This window comes from Dehalobacter sp. (assembly GCF_030063005.1).
In the GTDB taxonomy this organism is placed as follows: Bacteria; Bacillota; Desulfitobacteriia; order Desulfitobacteriales; family Syntrophobotulaceae; genus Dehalobacter; species Dehalobacter restrictus.
The window spans coordinates 21270-42712 of the sequence record NZ_JAPDHR010000030.1; the positions used below are offsets into that span (position 1 = coordinate 21270).

Below are 21443 nucleotides of genomic sequence, written 5' to 3' on the forward strand. Positions count from 1 at the left end.
ATTGTATTAGGGGTGCAAATAGGATCCTATTTAATTGGTTTTACTTGGTCGATGTCGTTTACTGACCAATTCAATGCAGTCTAATATAATTCTATTTACAGAGAACCGTGGGAATATAAATTATATTCCTACGGTTCTTTGTCATAAGAAAAGATTAGTGTACTTTAGAATGTTGTATCTACTTTCTCTTGAAGGAGTATACCATATTTAAAAACGTCAGCTATGATAGAGATAAGCACTGCAATTAAGATTCCACTTATATGAATATTTGAAAAATCAAAATAATAAATTTTTGTTACGAAAACACAACCTAAAAAGTTTTTTATTGGATCAGCCGCAACCGAATAAATGATTATTGATAATACTATTTTTTTCAGCCTTATGACATTATTGGTATTAAATGGGGTTGTGCTTTTCAAAATTGTATTAAGAATGTCTATTACCTGTTTTATCCCATATAGAATAATAATATTAAGAATTGAACTTGAAACTAAGTAAGTTAGAAAGGCTGATTTCGCATTAAATCTTTCAATAGCTACAGATTGTATAATGCTAAAAGGAATATAAACACCAAAGGTGGTACCATTAGCTAGATTATATTCTATAAACCAATCTAAATTTCCCTTTTCAACAGTAAATCCTTGTTCTGGAGTAAAGAATAAAATAAAACAAACAATCAATGTTGCAAAAAGTAATATTATCCCAATAATAAAGATAATTGATAAGATATTATTGATAGTTCTCGTTCTTTCTTTCAAATATATAATGTTATCTTGTCGCATAGAATACCTCCCTTTTATTACCATTATATTACATTATATTCAAAAGACAATAATTTAATCTCTTTTTATGAGATTGACATGACAATCATGATAACCACATATAAAAATGCCTGTCCGTAAAACAAAAGCAATTTCGTTTTTGCGGACTGGCATTTTGTTTTGTAATCTCCGGACAAGCACATTTACTGACTGTACAGACAAGATTCGAATGACCTGTCAATCCGGTGGGAAAAGAGGTGAATGACTGGAACACGGGATTTTAAGATTATTATACAACTACCAATGAAACAGTTAATTCCTGAAACTGTGAATCGGTGCCGGAATTCTGCCGCCCCGGTTAATGAACTCTTCCGCGCTGTATGGATTGACCGCCATGATCGGTGCATAGCCCAGTAAGCCGCCGAACTCGGCAGTATCGCCGACCCCTTTGCCATGAACCGGAATCACGCGGACTGCGGTGGTTTTATGATTGATGACGCCGATGGCGGCTTCGTCTGCAATCATGGCCGAGATCGTCGATTCCTTGGTATCTCCGGGTATCGCAATCATATCCAGTCCTACGGAGCAGACACTGGTCATCGCCTCGAGCTTGTCAAAGGTCAGTGCGCCGCACTTGACCGCATTGATCATCCCTTCATCTTCGCTGACCGGAATAAACGCTCCGCTTAGTCCTCCTACGGAGGAGGAGGCCATGATGCCGCCTTTTTTAACAGCGTCATTCAACATGGCCAGCGCTGCAGTCGTGCCATGGGTTCCACAGGCTTCCAAGCCCATTTCTTCAAGAATCCTGGCCACACTGTCTCCGATTTCCGGTGTTGGGGCCAGGGACAAATCCAAAATGCCGAACGGTACATCCAGTCTTCTGGATACTTCGTTGCCAACCAGCTGGCCGGCCCGGGTAATTTTAAAGGCAGTCTTCTTAATATTCTCGGCTACGACATGCAAGGGTTCTCCCTTAACCTTCTCCATGGCACATTTAACGACGCCGGGACCGCTTACCCCGACATTGATCACAACTTCAGGTTCACCAACCCCGTGGAAGGCGCCTGCCATAAACGGATTGTCATCGACGGCATTCGCAAACACCACCAGCTTCGCACAACCCAGAGAATCCCTGTCCCTGGTCAAATAAGCTGTATCTTTAATGACTCTTCCCATCATCTTGACTGCATCCATGTTGATGCCGGCTTTGGAATTGGCCACATTCACAGACGAACATACCCGTTCTGTTTCATTCAGAGCCTCAGGGATGGATTCGATTAAGATTCTGTCACCTTTTGTAAAGCCTTTCTGCACCAGAGCGGAGAAGCCTCCGATAAAGTTAACGCCGACCTCCCGGGCTGCTTTGTCCAGCGTTCTCGCAAACTCGACATAGCTTTCGTCTTCACTCCCGGAGGCGATGATAGCCATCGGCGTAACGGATATTCGTTTATTGATAATGGGAATGCCATATTCAGTTTCGATTTCATTGCCGACTTTGACAAGATTTTGTGCCAACCTGGTAATTTTGTCATAAATTCTCCGGCGGGCCTTTTCTCCTGAAGCGTCAATGCAATCAAGCAAAGAAATGCCCATCGTGATGGTCCTGATATCCAGTTTTTCTTTCTCGATCATGCGGGTGGTTTCAAAAATATTTTTATAGAGACTCATTATTTACCTCCAAAAGACTTCCCCTGTTTCTGGCTGGCAACTTGTCAACCCTTGTTAACTGTAAGTTAAATATTGTGCATGTAGTCAAAGATCTCTTCTCTTTGAATCTTCACCGACAATCCGATCTCTTTACCGAAGGCATCGAGCTCTTCCTTCAGGACACTGAAATCGCATTTTATATTGGAAAGATTGACCAGCATCATCATGGTGAAATAATCCTGCAAAATCGTCTGGCTGATATCCTCCACGTTTACATTATTCTCCATCAGAATCTTGGTAACGCCATAGATGATCCCGACTTTATCTTTTCCTATTACAGTGACAATTCCTTTCATTGTAACACCTCCGTTTGTTTCATTTTATTCTATCATTTCCTGATAAACAAAAGCAAAAATAGCGCAGTCCTTCTCAAATATTAGGCGCCTGCGAAAAATAATAAAGAAATGGCCGAATAATAAGCGGGATCGACCATTTCTTAATCACCGTCAGATGTAAAAAAAATTATTCGCCGCCGCTTTCTCCTAACATGTTAAGAAGCGTCATCTGTTCTTCTTTTATTTTTGCCAATTCATCTGCAAAATTGAGTGCTGCCAGGATAGCTACCTGATGTGCTGGTATCCTCGGGAATTTCAACGCAATTTCTTCCATTCTTTTATCGACATCATGGGCGAGTTTCTTGATATATTCCTCAGATCCCTTGCCGCGAATAACATGAAGTTCTCCGAATATCAGAACCGATACTTTTTGTTCTTCCGGATTCACTGTCTTCACCCGCTCTCCTGTCTAGTACCTTGTTACATCATCATTATTGTTTATTTTCGCCATTTTGCCCCAAATTCCTGCTGTATTCCCGAAAGGATGTCGGAATTAAAAGTGTTCACTTCTTCATCTTTCAAGGTTCGTTCTGCAGACTGGTAACGCATCGTAAAGGCAAGGCTTTTGTGTCCTGCCGGAACGGGCTGTCCTTGATACACGTCGAACAGCTCTACTTCTTTCAGGAATTCCCCGCCGAGTGCCATGACCTTTTTCTTAATATCTTCTGCGGATACCTCTTCAGGAACCACAACGGCCAGGTCACGCTGAATTGCCGGATAACGCGGATACGATTTGGCAATAACCGCGAGATTGGCATTCCTGGAAAGCGCTCCAAAATCGAGCTCAAACAGCACCGGACACTGCAGGTCCCATTTCTGGTCGAGCTGTGGATAGATTTCCCCGAGAATACCAAGGTACTCCCCTTTGCTGTAAATGCTTGCGGACCTTCCGGGATGAAGCAGGCTGCAGTACTTGCCTTCCTCAATTCTCCGATATTCAAATTCCATTCCGCATTCTTCCGCAATTTGTGTCAGGATCCCTTTGACATAAAAGAAATCAAATTTCACCTGCGAATTCAGCCAGTGGCGTTTGCTTTCCCCCTGCGCCAAGCCAGCAATCCGGGAAACCTCATCGGGCTGCTCCTTTAACGGCAGCTCTTTTGGCAAATAGACATTGCCGATTTCAAACAGCAGCAGATCCGTGTTGCGTCTGGCGGTATTTCTGGACGCAATCTCCAATAGTCCGGGCAGAAGTGACGTCCTCATCGTTCCTAATTCTTCCCTTAATGGATTTAAGAGCGGGATATTCCGGCCTTCTGACCCCCATTGATCATCCAATTCTTTATTGCTGAAAGAGTAGGAAATAACCTCGTTCATCCCGGCTTTGATCAGGATTTTACGCAGTTTGCGCCGGAAAACCTGTTCAGGTGTCCTGCACCCTTGCGTTTGGCTGCCCTGCGGCAGAGTGGTAGGAATCTTATCATAGCCTATGATGCGGGCAATCTCTTCAATCAAGTCAACTTCAATTTTAAGGTCCTGCCTGTAAGAAGGAATTTCAACACTGTACCGGCAATCAGACAATTTCAGATATTCAAAATCAAGAGCTTCAAACACCTTTTCAATTTCCTGATACGTATATTCCACACCCAGGACCTGATTGACCGTGGGAACCGCTATTTCGATCCGAACCTTGGGCGGAAGCGCACAGACTTTTTCCGTAAAGGACATCGGTACACCCGCCTCGAGTTCCAGCAGCAATTCTGCCACTCTGCCCAGGGTTGGGACTGTCCAGTAAGGATTGACGCCTTTTTCAAAACGGCTGGAAGACTCCGAACGGAGTCCCAGCTTTCTGCTGGTACGCCGGACACTCGAACCGAGGAAATGTGCTGATTCAAACAGGATCCTGCAGGTCTTGCCGGTCACTTCGCTTTCCAGGCCGCCCATGACACCGGCAATGGCCTGCGGCCCGTTATCGTCGGCAATAACCAGCATATCGGGTTCCAATTTTCTTTCGATGCCGTCCAGGCTGACCATGGTTTCACCTTGTTTGGCTTTGCGGACTCTGACCGTACCCTGAAGTTTATCCCGGTCGAACGCATGAAGCGGCTGTCCCATTTCCAGCATGCAGTAGTTGGTAATATCGACAATATTATTGATCGGACGGACTCCGGCAGCCCGGAGTCGGTTCTGCATCCAAACCGGCGAGGGTTGAATGACGACATCATCCACCAGCAGGGCCGAATAACGCCAGGAAAGTTCCGGATCTTCAATTTCAACCTTCTGCCTGACATCTTCCGGCCAGGAAGGCATTTCCTCCCGGCCCCATTCCGGCAGAACAGGCTTTTTCCCGAGCAAAGTCCCGGCTTCTCTCGCAACATTGACCATCGCCAGACAATCCGGCCGGTTAGGGTAAAGTTCCAGTTCCAGGACGCTGTCCTGCAAACCAAGATATGTTTCCAGGCTCTGACCGACAGGCGCGTCAGGAGACAGGATCAGGATCCCGCCTTTACTGCGTTCCTGACCGACCGCTTCGATCTCAAGTTCCTTGTCGGAACAAAGCATCCCATACGATTTTACGCCTCTCATATCGACCGGTTGAATTTCTTTACCCCCTGGAAGCACCGCTCCCGGAACGGCTACCGGTACTTTATCCCCGATAAGGACATTTGATGCACCCGTTACAATGGTCAGTTCTTCCCTGCCGGTATTCAAACGGCATACCTGCAGTTTTTGGGCATCGGGATGGGGCTGGATATCCAGAATTTCACCGATATAGACTTCTGTGAAGCCTTTATTCAAGCATTCTACCCCTTCAACTTCAATCCCGCCCCCGGTCAGGACTTCTGCCAATTCCTCAGGACTGAGAGGGAGTTCGAGGTATTGTTTCAGCCATTCCATGCTTACTCTCATCAGAGCATCCTCCAGTACTTCAACATTTTATGATCAATAAAAACAATCTATCTGTAATCACTCAAACGATTTCTAGAATATCGTTCTCTAAATAACTAGACATTTAAACCTTCATAGCTGGGTCTGCGTGCCACAGTTCCAGCGTAAGCGGAGCATGGATGCGGAGCGCGGCTGTTAGCGCCATGGAGGGCGCTATCTGCCGAGAGCGGAATGTGGCGCGCAGACCAGACCCCAATGATTATATTTGTCAAATTATTTAAAGATCAATGTCCTAGAACTGCTCCAGGAAGCGGATATCATTATCAAAAAGCAGTCGCATATCTTCAATGCCGTATTTCAGCATTGCAATCCGTTCTACGCCCATACCGAAAGCAAAGCCTGTTACTTCCTTAGGATTATATCCTCCCATCTCCAGCACATGCGGATGAACCATTCCGGCCCCCAAGATTTCAATCCAGCCGGTCCCTTTGCACAGCCTGCAGCCTGCACCACCACAAAGCATGCAGGATACATCAACTTCAGCACTGGGCTCAGTAAATGGGAAGAAACTCGGCCTCAAGCGGATTTCGCGAGATTCGCCAAACATTTGTCTGGAGAAATACAGAAGCAGTCCTTTGAGATCGGACATTCTGACTCCCTTATCGACCAGCAGCCCCTCTACCTGATGGAACATCGGTGAGTGGGTTGCATCATCATCGTTGCGAAAGACTTTACCAGGCGCAATAATCTTGACCGGAAGCTGGGGTCTTTGTTTCTCCATGGTTCTGATCTGGACCGGCGAGGTCTGCGTCCGAAGCAGAATATCCTCGGTGATAAAAAACGTATCCTGCATATCCCTGGCCGGATGGTCTTTCGGGAGGTTCAGCGCTTCAAAGTTATAGTAATCCGTTTCTATTTCTGGTCCCTCAGCAATGGTAAAACCCATGCCCATAAAAATATCTTCAATTTCCTCAATCACTTTGCTTAAAGGATGCTGGTGTCCTTGAGGCAAAGAATACCCCGGCAGACTGATATCGATTCGTTCTTCCCTTAGTCTGCTTTCCAAAGCATTCTTTTCAAATTCCCTCCATTTTTTGTCCCAGGCATCTTCGAGCTGCGTGCGCAGTTCGTTAACGATCTGCCCCATTTTGGGACGCTCTTCCGCGCTGAGCTGACCCATCTGCTTCAGCAAGGATGTGAGTGATCCCTTTTTGCCCATCACGCGAACTTTTAGCTCCTGAAGCTCTTCCGACGAAGTCAGCTTGGTCAGTTGCTCCAGTGTATCTTCTTTAATTTTTTGAATTTCTTCTCGCATCGCGGTCACCCTTTCAGCAATTAATTATATAAAAAAACAATAAACCCTCGTCCGACTAGGGACGAGAGTTCGTATTCCCGTGGTACCACCCTTTTTTGACCATGCGTCAAATCACAGTTCACACTTAATAAGCTGGTAACGGCTGCCAACCGATATAACTCCCGGAATGAACTTCAACCTCAAGACTCCCATGTTGAGGTAGCTGCCTGCCTGGCCGACTTTCAGTCTGAGTCGGTCCTCCCTTTAGAGGCCTGCCTGCCTTTTGTTCCGTTCATTGTCACTTGTCAATTTGTCGTTGTTCTTGTACCAAAGATATAATTGGGGAGAACCGGTTGCCTCGAAGGCTTTCCAAAAATAATCAGGCGCTGACATTTTGAGCCCACCTTTCCTCGGCTTAGGTCCGGAAAGCAAAGTAATTGTTTTCTTTGCCTGATCAGAATTATATCATTTTCAATCATGGTTTACAAGAATTGTCCCTGTCTTCGCATTTCATAAAGGAATATTCCGGCAGCCATTGACGCATTCAACGATTCAACATTGTTAAACATTGGAATGGAATAGTGCTTAGCGGCCTTTTCCATAAAAAAAGCTGACGGCCCTGTTGCTTCATTTCCCACAATTAATGCCAAAGGATAGTCTTCACGAATGTTCGTCTTAAATATGGAAGTTCCACCCATGGTGGATACGACCATGGAACATTCTTTTTGTCTGCAAAAAATTGCTATTTCTTCAGGCGTTTTATCCGCCAGAATCACCTCGGAAAAAACGGAGCCCATACTGCTGCGCAGAACTTTGGGATTATAAAGATCCACCGTTTTTTTTGTCAGAATGATTTGCTTGACATCTGCAGCCAAGGCGGTTCTTAAAATCGTACCCAAATTACCCGGGTCCTGGATTCCGTCAACGACGAGAAGAATGGTATCCTTCTCAATCAAGATATCCTGCCAGTCAAATTCGGTTTTGCGGATAATCCCGAGAATGCCCTGTGGCTCTTCCGTAGCGCTCATTTTGCGCATTACCGCTTCAGACACCTCTTCAGCTTCTATTCCCAGCGCTCGTATCTCCGTTACCAGTCCGCCAATACTTAAGGATTGCTGCAAATCCGATTTTTCCATCGCCGCGTCCTGAGCCGTATAATAAATCTTCTTAAGCTGCGCTTGCCTAAGAATAGCTTCCTGTACAAAACGTTTGCCTTCTACAAGGAATTCCCTATATTCTTTACGGCCTTTTTTATCATGCAGGGATACTACATGCTTGACCTGTTCATTTTGCAAAGAAACGATCATGATGATCCTCCCGGATTACCTGGAATAGATAGAGCAAGAGTCCGGTCCTGAAAAGACCGAACTCCAAAGATTCATAGGTATTCTTGACTTAAGCATTCGCCTGAGCTTTTGCATTGGTGTTGTCGAGTTTGCTTTGGGCAACTTCTACAAGCTTCGTAAAAGCTGCAGCATCATTAACTGCCAAATCGGCCAGCATTTTGCGGTTGATATTGACATTGGCCAGCTTCAGACCGTACATCAGCCGGTTATACGTAATGTTATTCATTCGGGCAGCTGCATTAATCCTGGTGATCCACAGCTTACGAAAATCGCGTCTTCTCTGTTTGCGGTGAACATAAGCATACGCCATCGATTTAACGACTTGCTGTTTGGCCATTCTGAAAAGTTTGCTCTTACGTCCTCTATATCCTCTGGCTAATTTTAATATTTTTTTATGGCGTTCATGTGCTCTGACGCCTCTTTTTACACGGGCCATTTTTAAAGACCTCCTTTAAGTGATATTCTTATTTTACATAAGCGATCAAACGAGCAATACGCTTCGCATCAGTACTATGCATCGTTGTAGCTTTGCGAAGATTCCGTTTACGCTTTGGTGATTTCTTCTCCAAGATATGGCTTTTATAGGCATGATAACAAACAATTTTACCGGTAGCAGTTTTCTTAAAACGTTTGGCAGCTCCGCGGTGTGTTTTCATTTTAGGCATTTATGACAACCCCCTTTTCATATTAATCGTGTTTGTGTGCGGTAGGAGCTAAAATCATAACCATATTACGGCCTTCGACTTTGGGTTCACGCTCGACAAGAGCTTCTTCACTAAGAAATTCAGCCATTCGTAAACACAATACTTTACCATGGTCTGGGTGTGTTATCTCCCGTCCTCGAAACATGATGGTAACTTTAACTTTATCGCCATCGCCTAAAAAGCGCTGGGCATTGCGAGCTTTGGTCATAAAATCATGGTCTTCAATATTCGGGCGGAGCTTGACTTCTTTAATTTCAACAACCTTCTGCTTCTTACGGGCTTCTTTATCACGCTTCGCCTGTTCATATTTATATTTCCCATAATCCATCACCTTACAAACCGGTGGTTTGGCAGCAGGAGCAATCTCCACTAGATCAAGCGCTTTTTCAGCAGCGACGCTCAAGGCTTCTTTAATAGGAATGATCCCGAGTTGTTCTCCTTCTTCGCCTACTAATCGAACTTCCCGAGCCCGGATTTCTTCATTAATCCGTAAATCTTTGTTAATAGCGAATCACCTCCAATTTTTTGCTTACAACGAGCCAAAGAGTATAAAAAAATAAAGACGGTATTCCACCCGTCTTCATCATACAAAATGAGCATAACCATACTGGAAAACTCACTAGGACCTCATCGGCATTATGTCATGAGGTGAGAAGCGGATGGCTTCTACTTGGCATAAGTATTATACATAGTATAGCGTTCAATGTCAATCATCTAATATGTGATTTTAAATGTTTCATTTTCATTGGCTGGAACCGTGATCTTTCCGTCAATCATTTTTTGTTTATATTCATTTATTTTGGTATAGGTTTCTTCCGAAACCATAGATTCAGTTGTCTCTGCCAAACCGACGGCATTCTCCGCTAAGCCATACGATACATTTTTACCGGACGCCAAGGTTTTCTCTTCAATTTGTTTGATGATGCTGTAAGCGACCTCGCCGTTTTCTTTGATGACTGAAGTAAGGACAGTCTCAGGTGCCAGACTATTTTGATCAATGTCAGCACCTATGGCATACTTGCCTTTTTCCTCCATGACTTCAATCATTGCTTTTCCTGCCAGACCTGCGTTATGAAAAATAACATCGGCATCAGAATTGACCATCGCTTCCGCCATCTCTTCGACCCTGGTCTTATTGGTGAAAGTGGCGGCATTTCCTTTTAAAAGCTCACAGTTGGGATTGACGAACCGTACTCCGCTCTTGAAACCATAAAAGTAAGGCTGTGCTGCTTCTTTATTGTCCCCTGAGATAAAACCAACGACATTTGTTTCCGTCCTTTTTGCCGCCAGATACCCTGCCAGAAAAGCCGCTTCCTCTACTCTATACGACACGGCCAGAACATTGTCAGGAATGGTTCCCTCGATGGTGCTGTCCAGACAGACATAGGTAATTTTAGGGTTTTTTTCTGCCGCTTCCAGAGCTGCCGGAACGGCAGCAGGACCTATGGTGAATATGACCTGACAGTTCTGGGATTTAAGCTCGGCAAGTCCTGACGGATAGTCTTTATCATTTTTGACCTTAGCATAGCCGATCCCGGCGTTTAGTTCCTGTTGTGCCTTTTGCAGTCCTTCCCAGGCCTTTTCAGAATAAATATCCTCTATTCCGTCCTGGCCGGTTATCAGGCCGACCTTGATCGCGTAGTTTCCCGAGTCATCCGAAGGTGCGTCCTGACCGCCTCCGCCCAGAATCCCGCAGCCAGTCAGTAACAGTAAGGCTATAACAAGCAAACAAAGCATTTTTCCCCATATTTTCACTGCATTTCTTTTTAACATTTTTTCACCTCTTGTATAGCCTTCTGTTGTTCAGTGTCCAAAGTTTATCGGAAAAATTCCCAGGCTCGGTTTCATTCAGGGCTTTTTGCATATCAAACATCCTGGCATCAATGATATCCAGATAATGAAGGATTTCTGCCTCTGGAAACATCGGTCTCTTGGGACTGCCATATTCCGGCTCATAATGGTGCGAAAGCAGCATATGCTGAAGAAGGAGACTGGTCTCCTCATCGAGACCCGCCTTGCCTGCAGCCTTTTCAATTTTCTTGATTCCTTGAACAATATGGCCTAGCAGCTGCCCCTCAACTGTATATTCCGTAGCGATCCCAAGGGCATTGGCATCAATTTCATCAAGCTTGGCAACATCGTGCAGCATGATCCCGGCATAAAGAAGATCTTTATCCAGGAAAGTATAGACATCCGCTAGTTTTTCTCCAGCTTTAAGCATTGTCAGCGTATGATACAGCAGTCCCGACCTTAAGGCATGATGATTCTGCACAGCAGCCGGATGAATCAGCAGTTTCTCTCCGGCTTCTGTCAGGAGAAGCTGGACTGTTTCTCTTAGTTTGACATTCTCCATCCCGGAGAGGTATTGCAGAAGCTCAGCGTACATTGCTTCCGGACTATACGGTGCAACAGGTATAAACGCATTAATGTCAACTTGATCGTCCTCAACAACTGCACGGATTTTATCGATCTTAACTTGTCTCTTGCCCTGCCATTCCGCAATACTGCCTTTGATCTTTACAAGCATATTGCTTTGATATAGTGTTTCATCTTCCTGCTTGCAGTCCCACATCCTTGCGGTTATTTCCCCGCCGGCGTCACCTAAGACGATATCAAGATACCGGTTTCCGCCAGCCGTAGTCTTCGTTTCAACCCTGCGAATCAGGAAAAATGCGACCAAAGATTCTCCTGACTTCAACTCATTCCAATTCTTTTTCTCAGTCAAGTTACCCACCACTCTCCGGAATTTGTATTGTTTTCCGCTGGTCAATCCGATTTAGGCCTGATTGCCTGCAGGAATTTTTTTGGTGCTTATTTCGTCCAGAATCAAGGAAATAAGGTCTTCCAATTCCATGACGCTGGTCTTCTGCTCTCCATAACGGCGGACGGATACCGTACCCTCTTCGGCTTCCTTATCTCCGACGACCAAAGCAAAAGGTATTTTATCGGTCTGTACTTCCCTAATCTTATAGTTGATTTTCTCCCGGCGTTCATCAAGCGCGGCGCGGATATCCCGGTCCATAAGCAGTCCCTTAACTTTCTCAGCATAGGCGCTGTGCTTGTCACTGATCGGCAGAATGCGCACCTGCTCAGGCGAAAGCCAAACCGGGAAAGCACCGGCGTACTGCTCGGTCAGAAGTGCAATGAAACGCTCAATGCTGCCGTAAACGACCCTGTGAATCATGACAGGACGGTGTTTATCCCCGTCTTCCCCAATGTAGGTCAGGTCAAATCGCTCAGGCATCTGGAAATCCAGCTGGATGGTTCCGCACTGCCAGGTTCTGTCGAGACAATCCTTCAGGTGAAAATCAATTTTCGGTCCGTAGAAGGCTCCATCACCAGGATTAATTTTGTAATCCATCCCTTTAGCTTCCAGCGCTTCCTTCAGCGCATTTGTCGCCATTTCCCAATCCTGATCCGAACCCATGGAATCCTCCGGACGGGTGGAAAGCTCAACATGGTACGCAAAACCAAATATTTTATAAAAGTAATCAACTAAATTAATAACGCCGATGATCTCATCTTTGATCTGGGAAGGCAGCATAAAAATATGGGCATCATCCTGTGTAAAGTTTCTTACTCTCAACAAACCATGAAGGGCACCCGATAGTTCATGCCTGTGCACCAGACCTAGTTCTCCGCAGCGGATCGGCAGATCCCGGTAGCTGCGCAGTTTTGTCTTGTACATAATCATACCACCCGGACAGTTCATCGGTTTAACGGCATAGTCCTCATTGTCTATTTTCGTAAAATACATGTTTTCCTTATAATGATCCCAGTGCCCGGACTGCTGCCAGAGAGCTGTATTCAAAATGATAGGCGTTCTGATCTCGACATAGCCTCTTTTCTGGTGCTCTCTGCGCCAGAAATCTTCCAGCGTATTCCTTAAAACCATACCCTTCGGATGAAAGAACGGGAAGCCGGGACCTTCATCGTGCAGACTGAAAAGGTCAAGCTCCATCCCAAGCTTCCGGTGGTCACGCCTTTTGGCTTCTTCAAGCTTAAATAAATAATCATCAAGATCAGAGGTCTTGGCAAAAGCTAAACCGTAGATTCTCTGAAGCATTTTGTTTTTCTCACTGCCGCGCCAGTATGCACCAGCCAGGCTCTGCAATTTGAAGGCCTTCAATACCTTTGTTCCAGGAACATGCGGTCCGGCACAGAGGTCTGTAAAATTCCCCTGCGTGTACATGGATATTCTAGCATCTTCGGGGAGATCGTTGATCAATTGGACTTTATATTTTTCCCCTTTATTTTGGAAATAGTCAATCGCTTCTTCGCGCGCAACCTCACGGCGTTCAAACTTATAATCATTCTTCGCCAGTTTGCGCATCTCCTCTTCAATCTTGCCTAAATCCTCGGGGGTAAAAGTGTATTCAGAGTCAAAGTCATAGTAAAAACCATTCGCAATCGCGGGACCGATACCCAGAATGGTTCCCGGGAAAAGATTCTTCACAGCCTGAGCTAAAAGGTGAGAAGCTGAATGGCGCATTACTTCCAGTCCCTCTTCACTGTCAAGCGTAAGTACTTCTACGTTTGCGTCATCTTCTATCGGAAACGAGAGGTCTTTGACCTCCCCGTCCACCTTGCCTGCAACCGCGACCCTGGCCAGACCCTGAGAAATAGAAGCAGCCAATTCCAGAACAGTTGAACCCTGCTCCACTTGACGAACCGAACCATCCTTTAAGGTTACATTTAACATGATCCTATCACTCCTTGTTTTTATTCATGATTTATCCATTCAAACTTCTTTGGTATTAATACTAAAAAGCTCCCGTCCTTCTTATGGGACGAGAGCGATAGAAACCCGTGGTTCCACCCAAATTCAAAAATACGACCGCCTGCTATACCGGCAGCTAATTTTCCTTGGCATCCTTAACGCGGATAAACGTCCAGCCTACGCATATCATGTTCGGCGAGGAACTCGGAGGCGGTCTTTTCCCAAATATCGCAAAAATGCTCACAGCCCAGGGCATTTCTCTCTAAATGCGAACGATTAGGATACTGTCCTCTTCATCGTGCCTTCATTATTCCTTTTATATAGTCTTAGATTATACCACTTAAAGTATGTTGTCAATCAGTTGTCTTTACACAGGCTGCATCCCCGGCAATAGGTCATCTTATCACCAAAAACTTCCTGAACGATCCGGGCAATTCCGGACTGTTTTTCTGCTGCAACATGAACAATCAGGCGATTCGGAGAGCGTTTCAGCAAAACACTGATGGGGTGATCTTCGCTTTCAGCACTGGAATTTATCAGAACAGAATGGTTGTCATCGTAAAATGCCACTTCATCTTTGTGATTAATGACCATATGCATCGTATTTTTGTTATCCCGCTGGGATTCAAAAAATCTTTTCAGGAGTCGTACAAAGCTTTCATGCTCCTGCTGAAGGGCATAAACATTTACAGCACGTGCAATCTGTTTCTTTAATTCTCTCTTATATTGGCCCGATCTGAAATTCATAAATCCTTCCAGATCAATTTTTTGATGGTCATTCAAAAATTCCAGAATGGACTTTACCAGGATTCTGTTTCTAAGCCGAAGAAAACCAGTCTCTGCCTGGTCATTCAGATATCCGGCAACCTTTGGATAAGCCTCGTCGATTTCGCTCCCGAACATGTTGAAGTCATCTTTTAATTTTTTTCTGATATAACGTTCTTCCCATCCCTGAAGAACAACGCTACCCAGTGCATGGGCAATATAGTACTGAACGATTTTGACGGTAAGCTCATTCCGGACATTTTTCCCCTTCAAATTGGCATAAATGAAGCTGACCAGATAGTTTGGCTCATGGCAGACTTCAGATATTTCAATCGGCAGCCCGTCTTTATGGTACAAATCGTATACTGCTTGAGAAAGCTCTTCTTTATAATCAGAAGTCCCAACTTCTAAATAATAATCATTCAAAAGAAAAATCCCCCCCTGGAAATATATGCATCATCCTTCCTAATATTTCCGGTAAGGAATTTTCTTATTCTTATCTATTCTTATATATTCTTATATTGGTTAGGATTACATTGTTTCTTGTCTAATTAATATTTTTTCTGCCGCTTAAATAAACAATAAGGCCAATCAGCAGCAAACTAACCGCCATGATCCCGAATTGTACATATCTGGTTAAGTACAGGAATTCTGTCACATTCTTAACATCGATATCCCCTGCCAGAACAGCATACGTCTTTCCGCCGGCATCCTTCACTTCCTGGTAACTCGATACGAATGTCCCCAGTGAAGTCGTGTGATACTCTCCCTGGACAACTTTGCCCTTCAGCGTGTTCTCTACTGCCGACGAGGCGTTGTTCTCCAATTGTCCCAAAGCCAAATGTGCCGGGTCATCCTCCGCCCTCGCATCAACGACGAAAAACCATACCTTATTCTGCTCATCCTTGTACAACATGTAAATATTTTCGAGCTGGTGCTCTGTCTTTAACTGCATCAGCTTCGCCCGAAGTTCTCCGTAATAAGCATTCTGCTGATTCTGCGTTTGAATAAGCTCCTGCAGTTTTTCGTTATCAAAATCAGCCACGGCCAGAGTAAGCGTGTTGCTGACCCGTTGGCCTGCCAAATCTACTGCGAGCTGTTTGGCTCGGAAATTTCCTACCCCCGTGACAATAATCAGGCAAAAAACAGCAATGATGATGACAGCATATATTTTTTTCTTTTCCGGTGACATTTTTACCCCCCATAAGCATTCAAACTAATTCCCTTGTGCCTATATTATTCTACACCATTATTACCTATTCTGCATGCGTTGAAGTTCATTTCCAGAGATATTTAACATAATAATCTTTAAGGATATTGTTCCTGGAACCCTATGTTCAGAGGGAAAGCAGGTGAAGTATGAAAAATACAAAACAGTTTTCCACAGTTTCAATTGCTGCCGCCTTCATCGGAACAATTGTCGGAGCAGGGTTTGCGACCGGACAGGAGGTTCTCCAATTCTTTACTGTATTTGGAATAAAAAGTTTTGCCGGTATCGCCGTGTGTACTGTCTTATTTTGTTATTTTGGGATTCTCATCATGCGGATATCCAGAGAACAAAATGCCGATTCGCACCTGGAACTGGTCAGATTCACATTTGGGAAACCTCTTTGCATTTTGATGGATTGGTTTATTACCTTGAGCTTCTTGGGTGTCCTGATCGTCATGGCTGCAGGATCCGGCGCTGTCGTTGAAGAGCAGCTTGGCTTTTCCCCACTTCTAGGCAGTATTACCGTTATTCTGCTTTCGTTTCTCACCGTCATTTCCGGGGTCAGAAACGTCATACGCGCAATTGGTTTGGTTGTACCTTTTTTGCTCCTTGCCGTCTTCAGTGTTGCTATAATCTCGATTGTCCTCGATCCAATCACGCCATCCAAAATTGCACTGCTCGGATCGTTAGAATCTCCGACAGCATCCCATTGGTCTACTGCCGCCATTCTCTATGTTTCTTATAATATTGTACTTTCTGTAGCTATCCTGTCCCCTTTAGGTGTGGAAGGCCGGAGTGAAAAGAGTCTTGTTTGGGGCGGCCTGCTGGGTGGTCTTGGGTTGGGCGCCGGGATTCTGGCAATTAATCTGGCAATCATCTGCGGGTCTCCGGAAATTCTTCCTTTTCAGGTTCCCATGGTATTTCTCGCTACCAGACTGAATCCACTGGTAGGCTATGCTTACGGGCTAATTTTGCTTTTGGAAATTTATACAACTGCCGTAAGTATTCTCTACGGCTTTACAGCCAGGATTGCTTATGATAACAAGCAAAGGATTCTTGGTGCTACCCTTGCTTCCATCGGTGCAATTATCGCTGCCCAGTACGGTTTTTCCGCGGCAGTCTCTGCCATATATCCTTTGATCGGATTTGCCGGGTTGATCTTCCTCGGAGGGCTGTTGTTTACGCAGTTCAGGGATAGCTTCAGCAGTTTATTCAAACCTGGAAAATTTAAATGACTTTTGGGGTTCGTATTGACAGCCCCCAACAATACTTAGTATTATAAATACGTACATATGCATATATGTGCATATGTACAGTCCTGATTATATTTTTCTTTGGGAGGCCGTTAAAATGTCGGTATTTCACGCTCCTGCCCCGGAACAGCCCCAAAAACATATTCCAGGTATAGAACTATCCCTGGAACTGGCAGACTTTTATAAGGTATTTGCGGATTTCTCCAGAATACGTATCCTTTTTGCACTACTGGATAATGAGCTGTATGTGAATGAACTGGCGGAAATTTTAGGTATGAGCCAATCTGCCGTCTCCCACCAACTAAGGATTCTCCGGCAATACAAATTAGTCAAGGTGCGCCGGGCTGGCAAGACAAGTGTTTATGCTTTGAGTGACGACCATGTTTATCGGATATTGACCCAGGGACTCGAACATCTTTCTCCCTGATTGATTGGTTATAGGGTATAGGTTCTAAGTTATAAATTATAGATTGATGCCTTCGATCAAAACTGCTCTTACGGGACTGCCGTCGCAGTCTTTTATTTTTAAAGGCAGTGCAACAAGAAAGTAATCTCCCTCATTAACTTCCGATAAGTCTAGTCCTTCTAATACAGCACTGTTTCCGGAAAGCAGAATGGTATGACTTGAATAAGCGCTGCTCGTAGAATCATCAATGGACAAGTAATCGATCCCAACCAATTGTACCTTTTTTGCTGCAAGGTATTCAGCGGCTTCGGAAGAAAGATAAGTATACTCCGGTTGAAACATAGGGTCCTTTAAAAAGCCTGAGTTCCGGGTTTTCAATAAAACCCTGTCCCCTTCCCGGATTCCTTTGGGGATCAGATGGTCAGGCAGGATACTCCCCGCAGCCGCCACTTCGATTACCCTGGCCGCTCCGATAAGCAACTCCAGAGGAATCCTATCAACAGATCCTCCTCCTGTCAGGCAATGAGACGGCGCATCAAGATGGGTTCCACAATGGGAGCCCATCGAAAGCATCGAAAGACAATATCCATCCTTGTCTAGGGAATACACAGGTTCTGATTGAAACGGCGGATCCCCGGGATAAGAAACCATTCCCGGAAAAAGCGGGATCGTTATATCATGGATTACCATTACAAACTCCAATATCTTCAACTAATTCGTTTCCTACGACAATTCTGTTCCGGCCTGTGTTTTTAGCCTCATAAAGTGCATCATCCGCTCTTTTAAATATGTCATCAACACCGAGGTCCAGTTCTTTCTTTTCAGCAATTCCGATGCTGACAGAAACCTGGATCTTTTCGGTATTTTCCATTTCTACGACGACATCCAGGACTTTCTGTTGAATTCTCTCTGCCACCGTTTGGGCCATCATAAGGTCGGATTCTACTGGAATCACCGCGAATTCCTCTCCCCCGATCCGGGCCAGGACATCCATCTCACGCAAAACAAGCTTAAATGCCTTGACGACCTCTTTCAGCACGCGATCACCAACCAGATGGCCATACTGATCATTCACGCTTTTAAATTTATCAATGTCAATTAAAAGCATCGTAAAATTCCGCTTATATCTCTCCGAGCGCGAAAATTCCTCCTGCGCTTTTTGCATAAAAGCAAGTCTGTTGTCAATACCCGTCAGAAAGTCTGTGGTTGCCTGGTACAGCAATTCCTTCTCCAACTTTTTCCTGACAGTTATATCCAGAACAATCATGATTAGATGAATGACATTGTCCCCGCTGTCACAAACTGTGGATAAATTGATTTCGGCCCATAAGGACTGTCCGTCTTTGCATCGGAATTGTTTCTCACATTTCTTCCACGCGTCTTTGCCCTCCCATACTTCCCTGCAATGCATAACACTCTCTTGCCGCTCCTCTGGCACAATCGAATCAAAAAGGGTTAACCTTTTTAACTCTTCCTGTGAAAAACCAGTCATCTGGCACAGGGTCGCATTTACATAGTGATAATGCCCATCCTGGTTCAGCAAGGCAATTCCTGCGGCTGCATTATTTATTACCCCACGGTACAACGCTTCACTTTGCTTCAAGGCATTTTCTATCATTCGTTTTTTATGAATCTCCTTATGCATCCCCACATTTAAAGCAAAGGAGAATATAAACAAAATAATAATGATTAGCAGCCAAAAAAACAGCTTATCATTATCCCCAATAAACAAATAGACAATAACAAAAGCTCCGATTATACAGGCATTATACAAAAAAAGTTTTCGTCTCCAATTATCCTTATACCGATTGATCTTGTCCATAATTCCTTTTTATCCCATTTTTTATTTTTTGTGGAAATATTTTTGATATTAATTCTTGAAAATAATTTAATATCCTTTATTTTTTTTTGATCATTTCTGGAATATTTTAGGTAAAATTTGTCGTGATTGTGTCAAAAATGCAAAATATTTAATAACTGATCTGGCTCGATTCTGCAAACCATTCGGGCTAATAGGACTAATGGGCTATTTATCCGGGACTTTGGTCCTTTTTCCTAGGACCTTTATACTATTTCCATTACATCATAACGCAAATGCCCGTTAATTAAAACCAGAAAATTTTCAAAGGATGGTTCTTGTACCTTACTTTTCCAGCCGATATAATTGATCTATCATTGATAAATAAAGGGGGAAGATTAATCAATGGCTAATTACATGATCCGAGGAGCAGTTGAACCCCAGGAAATTTTCTTCCGCGCAGATAATATTGACCCTGCCCAGCTCACAATGATCCGCAAGGGTCTGAGAAAACTGCATACTTTTGAGATCATGGCCGTCAATATTTATAAATTTCAGATTGCTGGCGCTTCAAACGATCTGAACAGACTGATCATTCAGGCCATGGCCAATGAGATGACCCATGTCCAGGATTATCAGATCAAACTTTATGAATATGGCTGGAGCCCAAGCCCTTTACGGTGGTTATTCTGGCTTGTTGGAATGTTCATTGGTCTTTTCAGCCGCCTGCGGGGAGAAAAATCCATGCTGAATGCCGGGATCTGGACAGAACAAAAAGCCGTGGCCGACTATCAGAAAATCATCAATTCAGCGAAATGGGAGCCCGAAACACTCGCCGTAATCCAAAAGAATTTAAGTGATGAGTATCACCATATCGAAACTTTACAGAAGCATTTAAATGCCTAGCAGACCGATTTCTATATCCCGTTAAGAACAATGATAGCTTTGCTCGGGCTAGTCTCCGTAATGGATGGCCGCTTTCGGCTCTTGTGCCCTCCCTGGCACAAAGAGCTGCGCTATGCAATCCATGCTCCGCTTGACGCTGTCCATCCATTACGAAGACCTAATCTGGAGTTTATGAAAGTTTTTTTGAAGTTAACCCTGTTTTGGAATCGCTGTCTAGTAAAAGTTCTTAAAGTTACTACACAAATAACGAGCTGCATTCTGGCATACAGACCTGCTTGAATAACTCTATGATCAGTCTGCGTGCCACAGTTCCGCGACGAGCGGAGCCTGGATGGCGAAGCGCGGCCTTTTCTTCGGATTGTGCCATCCATGGCACGCGGATATTGTGGCACGCAGACAGGCTCAAATATATTTTAGTAGTCTTTAGTCCACAGAATTACCCAAACACAGTGTCAGAATTAAATCGCCCTGAAGTCTCTTGAGCTCCAGGGCGATTATTTATGCAATATGTCATTACTGAAAAGTGTGCACGTGCTGATATCGCTCTGCTTTTACTCCACGGTATCTGTCAAGAGGTCCTTCACATACGTCGGAAGCGCAAAACTTCCTTTATGAATATCGGTATTATAATACTTGGTTTTGATCCCGAGTCTGTTCCAGGATTCTTCCTTAATATCCGTGACAGGATCATATTTTTTAGAAGCAAAACCAAATAACCAGTGGCCTGAAGGATAGGTTGGAATATGGGCCTGGTATACCTTACAAATCGGGAAATATTCCTGAATGCGTTTATGGGCCCTTTGCATGGCCTGCGCATACTCATCATAGTAAGGGCTTTCATGCTGATTGACCAGAATGCCGTCTTCTTTTAACGCTTTAAAGCAGTTGCCATAAAACTCTCTGGTAAAGAGTCCTTCCCCCGGCCCGAATGGATCGGTAGAATCAACAATCACAAGGTCATAGGTGTTCTCCTTGGAACGGACAAATCTCAGTCCGTCCTCAAAATAAAGATGCACCCTGGGATCATCTAGCTTGCTGGCTGTCTGAGGCAGATATTCCCGGCACACGTCGACCACCATCTTGTCAATTTCCACCATATCGATGTTTTCAATCCCGTTATAACGGGTAAGCTCTCTGACAGTGCCGCCATCTCCGGCACCAATAACCATGACGTTCTTAATCCCTGGATTCGTTGCCATAGGGACATGCACAATCATATCATGATAAATAAATTCGTCTTTTTCTGTAACCATCATCAGCCCGTCCAGCGTTAAGAACGTGCCGAACTCCTTGGACTTAAAGACGTCAATTCGTTGGTATTCACTCTGTCCGTTATAGAGCTGTTCATCGACTTTGATGGTAAAACGGACGTTTTGGGTATGCTGTTCCGTATACCATAATTCCAT

General features: G+C 44.4%; 21 protein-coding genes and 1 other annotated feature. Of the genes, 3 read left to right on the forward strand and 18 right to left on the reverse strand.

All coding sequences use genetic code 11. The annotated features are described in order from the left end of the window. Positions 1-164: 164 nt before the first annotated feature. The 15 genes from OKX56_RS09350 to OKX56_RS09420 all read right to left on the reverse strand — a co-directional run bounded on the left by OKX56_RS09350 (position 165) and on the right by OKX56_RS09420 (position 15656). Complete coding sequence (locus OKX56_RS09350) at positions 165-782, reverse strand: DUF2975 domain-containing protein (RefSeq protein WP_019226605.1); 618 nt, start codon at positions 780-782, stop codon at positions 165-167. A gap of 291 nt (positions 783-1073) precedes the next feature. Then, entirely contained in the window at positions 1074-2432 is a 1359-nt protein-coding gene (locus tag OKX56_RS09355; RefSeq protein WP_019226606.1) for a PFL family protein, read from the reverse strand. A 65-nt stretch (positions 2433-2497) separates the two neighbouring features. Further along, positions 2498-2767, reverse strand: coding sequence for an ACT domain-containing protein (locus OKX56_RS09360; protein WP_019226607.1), 270 nt, complete (start codon positions 2765-2767; stop codon positions 2498-2500). Positions 2768-2933: 166 nt separating this feature from the next. After that, entirely contained in the window at positions 2934-3203 is a 270-nt protein-coding gene (locus OKX56_RS09365) for a cell division protein ZapA (RefSeq protein WP_015044023.1), read from the reverse strand. A gap of 41 nt (positions 3204-3244) precedes the next feature. After that, entirely contained in the window at positions 3245-5656 is a 2412-nt protein-coding gene (pheT, locus tag OKX56_RS09370; protein ID WP_019226608.1) for a phenylalanine--tRNA ligase subunit beta, read from the reverse strand. A gap of 271 nt (positions 5657-5927) precedes the next feature. After that, positions 5928-6950, reverse strand: a complete 1023-nt coding sequence (gene pheS / locus OKX56_RS09375; RefSeq protein WP_019226609.1) for a phenylalanine--tRNA ligase subunit alpha — start codon at positions 6948-6950, stop codon at positions 5928-5930. 461 nt (positions 6951-7411) lie between these two features. After that, complete coding sequence (locus OKX56_RS09380) at positions 7412-8236, reverse strand: TrmH family RNA methyltransferase (protein ID WP_019226611.1); 825 nt, start codon at positions 8234-8236, stop codon at positions 7412-7414. Positions 8237-8324: 88 nt separating this feature from the next. Next, complete coding sequence (gene rplT / locus OKX56_RS09385) at positions 8325-8711, reverse strand: 50S ribosomal protein L20 (protein ID WP_015044027.1); 387 nt, start codon at positions 8709-8711, stop codon at positions 8325-8327. A 28-nt stretch (positions 8712-8739) separates the two neighbouring features. Then, a complete protein-coding gene (rpmI, locus tag OKX56_RS09390; protein WP_019226612.1) occupies positions 8740-8940 on the reverse strand; it encodes a 50S ribosomal protein L35 in 201 nt (66 codons plus the stop codon). Between the two features lie 22 nt (positions 8941-8962). Then, positions 8963-9484, reverse strand: coding sequence for a translation initiation factor IF-3 (gene infC / locus OKX56_RS09395; protein WP_083221889.1), 522 nt, complete (start codon positions 9482-9484; stop codon positions 8963-8965). 209 nt (positions 9485-9693) lie between these two features. Next, a complete protein-coding gene (locus OKX56_RS09400) occupies positions 9694-10752 on the reverse strand; it encodes a BMP family lipoprotein (protein WP_019226614.1) in 1059 nt (352 codons plus the stop codon). A gap of 4 nt (positions 10753-10756) precedes the next feature. Beyond that, a complete protein-coding gene (locus OKX56_RS09405) occupies positions 10757-11659 on the reverse strand; it encodes a 3'-5' exoribonuclease YhaM family protein (protein WP_019226615.1) in 903 nt (300 codons plus the stop codon). Between the two features lie 96 nt (positions 11660-11755). After that, a complete protein-coding gene (gene thrS, locus OKX56_RS09410; protein ID WP_019226616.1) occupies positions 11756-13681 on the reverse strand; it encodes a threonine--tRNA ligase in 1926 nt (641 codons plus the stop codon). Positions 13682-13762: 81 nt separating this feature from the next. Next, positions 13763-14005 (reverse strand) — a binding site (T-box leader). 51 nt (positions 14006-14056) lie between these two features. Continuing rightward, positions 14057-14890 carry a putative sporulation protein YtxC gene (locus OKX56_RS09415; protein ID WP_019226617.1) on the reverse strand — a complete coding sequence of 278 codons (834 nt, stop codon included), beginning with the start codon at positions 14888-14890 and terminating at the stop codon, positions 14057-14059. A 121-nt stretch (positions 14891-15011) separates the two neighbouring features. Further along, the gene (locus OKX56_RS09420; RefSeq protein WP_019226618.1) at positions 15012-15656 is read right to left on the reverse strand and encodes a hypothetical protein; all 645 of its coding nucleotides are present in this window, start codon (positions 15654-15656) and stop codon (positions 15012-15014) included. 167 nt (positions 15657-15823) lie between these two features. On the opposite strand from OKX56_RS09420, the gene OKX56_RS09425 reads away from it, so the two are divergent. Then, complete coding sequence (locus tag OKX56_RS09425) at positions 15824-16909, forward strand: YkvI family membrane protein (protein ID WP_019226619.1); 1086 nt, start codon at positions 15824-15826, stop codon at positions 16907-16909. 115 nt (positions 16910-17024) lie between these two features. Beyond that, a complete protein-coding gene (locus OKX56_RS09430; protein ID WP_019226620.1) occupies positions 17025-17354 on the forward strand; it encodes an ArsR/SmtB family transcription factor in 330 nt (109 codons plus the stop codon). A gap of 36 nt (positions 17355-17390) precedes the next feature. Here the strand turns inward: OKX56_RS09430 and OKX56_RS09435 are convergent, their stop codons facing one another. Next, complete coding sequence (locus tag OKX56_RS09435; protein WP_019226621.1) at positions 17391-18023, reverse strand: cyclase family protein; 633 nt, start codon at positions 18021-18023, stop codon at positions 17391-17393. Beyond that, positions 18010-18951, reverse strand: a complete 942-nt coding sequence (locus tag OKX56_RS09440; RefSeq protein WP_242837004.1) for a sensor domain-containing diguanylate cyclase — start codon at positions 18949-18951, stop codon at positions 18010-18012. Before OKX56_RS09440 ends, OKX56_RS09435 begins: the two co-directional genes overlap by 14 nt. Positions 18952-19536: 585 nt before the next feature. Here OKX56_RS09440 and OKX56_RS09445 point away from each other — a divergent pair. Further along, on the forward strand, positions 19537-20037 hold the full coding sequence (locus OKX56_RS09445) for a demethoxyubiquinone hydroxylase family protein (protein ID WP_019226623.1): 501 nt from the start codon (positions 19537-19539) through the stop codon (positions 20035-20037). A 551-nt stretch (positions 20038-20588) separates the two neighbouring features. Here the strand turns inward: OKX56_RS09445 and speE are convergent. Further along, positions 20589-21443: a polyamine aminopropyltransferase gene (gene speE / locus OKX56_RS09450; protein WP_019226624.1), complete on the reverse strand. Its 855-nt coding sequence runs from the start codon at positions 21441-21443 to the stop codon at positions 20589-20591.

What these genes read in the sequence shown, in the direction of transcription:
- OKX56_RS09360 (WP_019226607.1), bottom strand. Translation starts at nt 2,767, where the DNA reads ATGAAAGGAATTGTCACTGTAATAGGAAAAGATAAAGTCGGGATCATC.
- OKX56_RS09420 (WP_019226618.1), bottom strand. Translation starts at nt 15,656, where the DNA reads ATGTCACCGGAAAAGAAAAAAATATATGCTGTCATCATCATTGCTGTT.
- thrS (WP_019226616.1), bottom strand. Translation starts at nt 13,681, where the DNA reads ATGTTAAATGTAACCTTAAAGGATGGTTCGGTTCGTCAAGTGGAGCAG.
- OKX56_RS09380 (WP_019226611.1), bottom strand. Translation starts at nt 8,236, where the DNA reads ATGATCGTTTCTTTGCAAAATGAACAGGTCAAGCATGTAGTATCCCTG.
- pheT (WP_019226608.1), bottom strand. Translation starts at nt 5,656, where the DNA reads ATGAGAGTAAGCATGGAATGGCTGAAACAATACCTCGAACTCCCTCTC.
- OKX56_RS09435 (WP_019226621.1), bottom strand. Translation starts at nt 18,023, where the DNA reads ATGGTAATCCATGATATAACGATCCCGCTTTTTCCGGGAATGGTTTCT.
- OKX56_RS09355 (WP_019226606.1), bottom strand. Translation starts at nt 2,432, where the DNA reads ATGAGTCTCTATAAAAATATTTTTGAAACCACCCGCATGATCGAGAAA.
- speE (WP_019226624.1), bottom strand. Translation starts at nt 21,443, where the DNA reads ATGGAATTATGGTATACGGAACAGCATACCCAAAACGTCCGTTTTACC.
- OKX56_RS09350 (WP_019226605.1), bottom strand. Translation starts at nt 782, where the DNA reads ATGCGACAAGATAACATTATATATTTGAAAGAAAGAACGAGAACTATC.
- OKX56_RS09430 (WP_019226620.1), top strand. Translation starts at nt 17,025, where the DNA reads ATGTCGGTATTTCACGCTCCTGCCCCGGAACAGCCCCAAAAACATATT.
- OKX56_RS09440 (WP_242837004.1), bottom strand. Translation starts at nt 18,951, where the DNA reads ATGATAGAAAATGCCTTGAAGCAAAGTGAAGCGTTGTACCGTGGGGTA.
- rpmI (WP_019226612.1), bottom strand. Translation starts at nt 8,940, where the DNA reads ATGCCTAAAATGAAAACACACCGCGGAGCTGCCAAACGTTTTAAGAAA.
- OKX56_RS09400 (WP_019226614.1), bottom strand. Translation starts at nt 10,752, where the DNA reads ATGTTAAAAAGAAATGCAGTGAAAATATGGGGAAAAATGCTTTGTTTG.
- rplT (WP_015044027.1), bottom strand. Translation starts at nt 8,711, where the DNA reads ATGGCCCGTGTAAAAAGAGGCGTCAGAGCACATGAACGCCATAAAAAA.
- pheS (WP_019226609.1), bottom strand. Translation starts at nt 6,950, where the DNA reads ATGCGAGAAGAAATTCAAAAAATTAAAGAAGATACACTGGAGCAACTG.
- OKX56_RS09425 (WP_019226619.1), top strand. Translation starts at nt 15,824, where the DNA reads ATGAAAAATACAAAACAGTTTTCCACAGTTTCAATTGCTGCCGCCTTC.
- OKX56_RS09445 (WP_019226623.1), top strand. Translation starts at nt 19,537, where the DNA reads ATGGCTAATTACATGATCCGAGGAGCAGTTGAACCCCAGGAAATTTTC.